The following is a 229-nucleotide window of genomic DNA, read 5'->3' as shown; positions in this document are numbered from 1 at the left end:
ACGCCAAAGGCGCTAGATCCTAAGTCTAGTGCGTCTGCCAATTCCGCCACACCCGCATATTTCATTAAAATGGTGAGCCATGAAGGATTCGAACCTTCGACCCTCTGATTAAAAGTCAGATGCTCTACCAACTGAGCTAATGGCTCTCAAAATTAAAACTGGTGCCGACTAGAGGACTTGAACCCCCAACCTACTGATTACAAGTCAGTTGCTCTACCAATTGAGCTAA

General features: G+C 45.9%; 1 tRNA gene. It reads right to left on the bottom strand.

The window, feature by feature from the left end:
* Positions 1 to 70: 70 nt before the first annotated feature.
* A tRNA-Lys gene (locus MR160_RS34570) sits at positions 71 to 146 on the bottom strand.
* Positions 147 to 229: the final 83 nt, after the last annotated feature.

Origin of the sequence: Bacillus cereus group sp. BfR-BA-01382, assembly GCF_022663475.1 — a bacterium.
Taxonomy (GTDB): Bacteria; Bacillota; Bacilli; order Bacillales; family Bacillaceae_G; genus Bacillus_A; species Bacillus_A thuringiensis_S.
The sequence above is the reverse complement of the archived record's forward strand: the minus strand, read 5'-3'. Positions and strand labels throughout refer to the sequence as shown.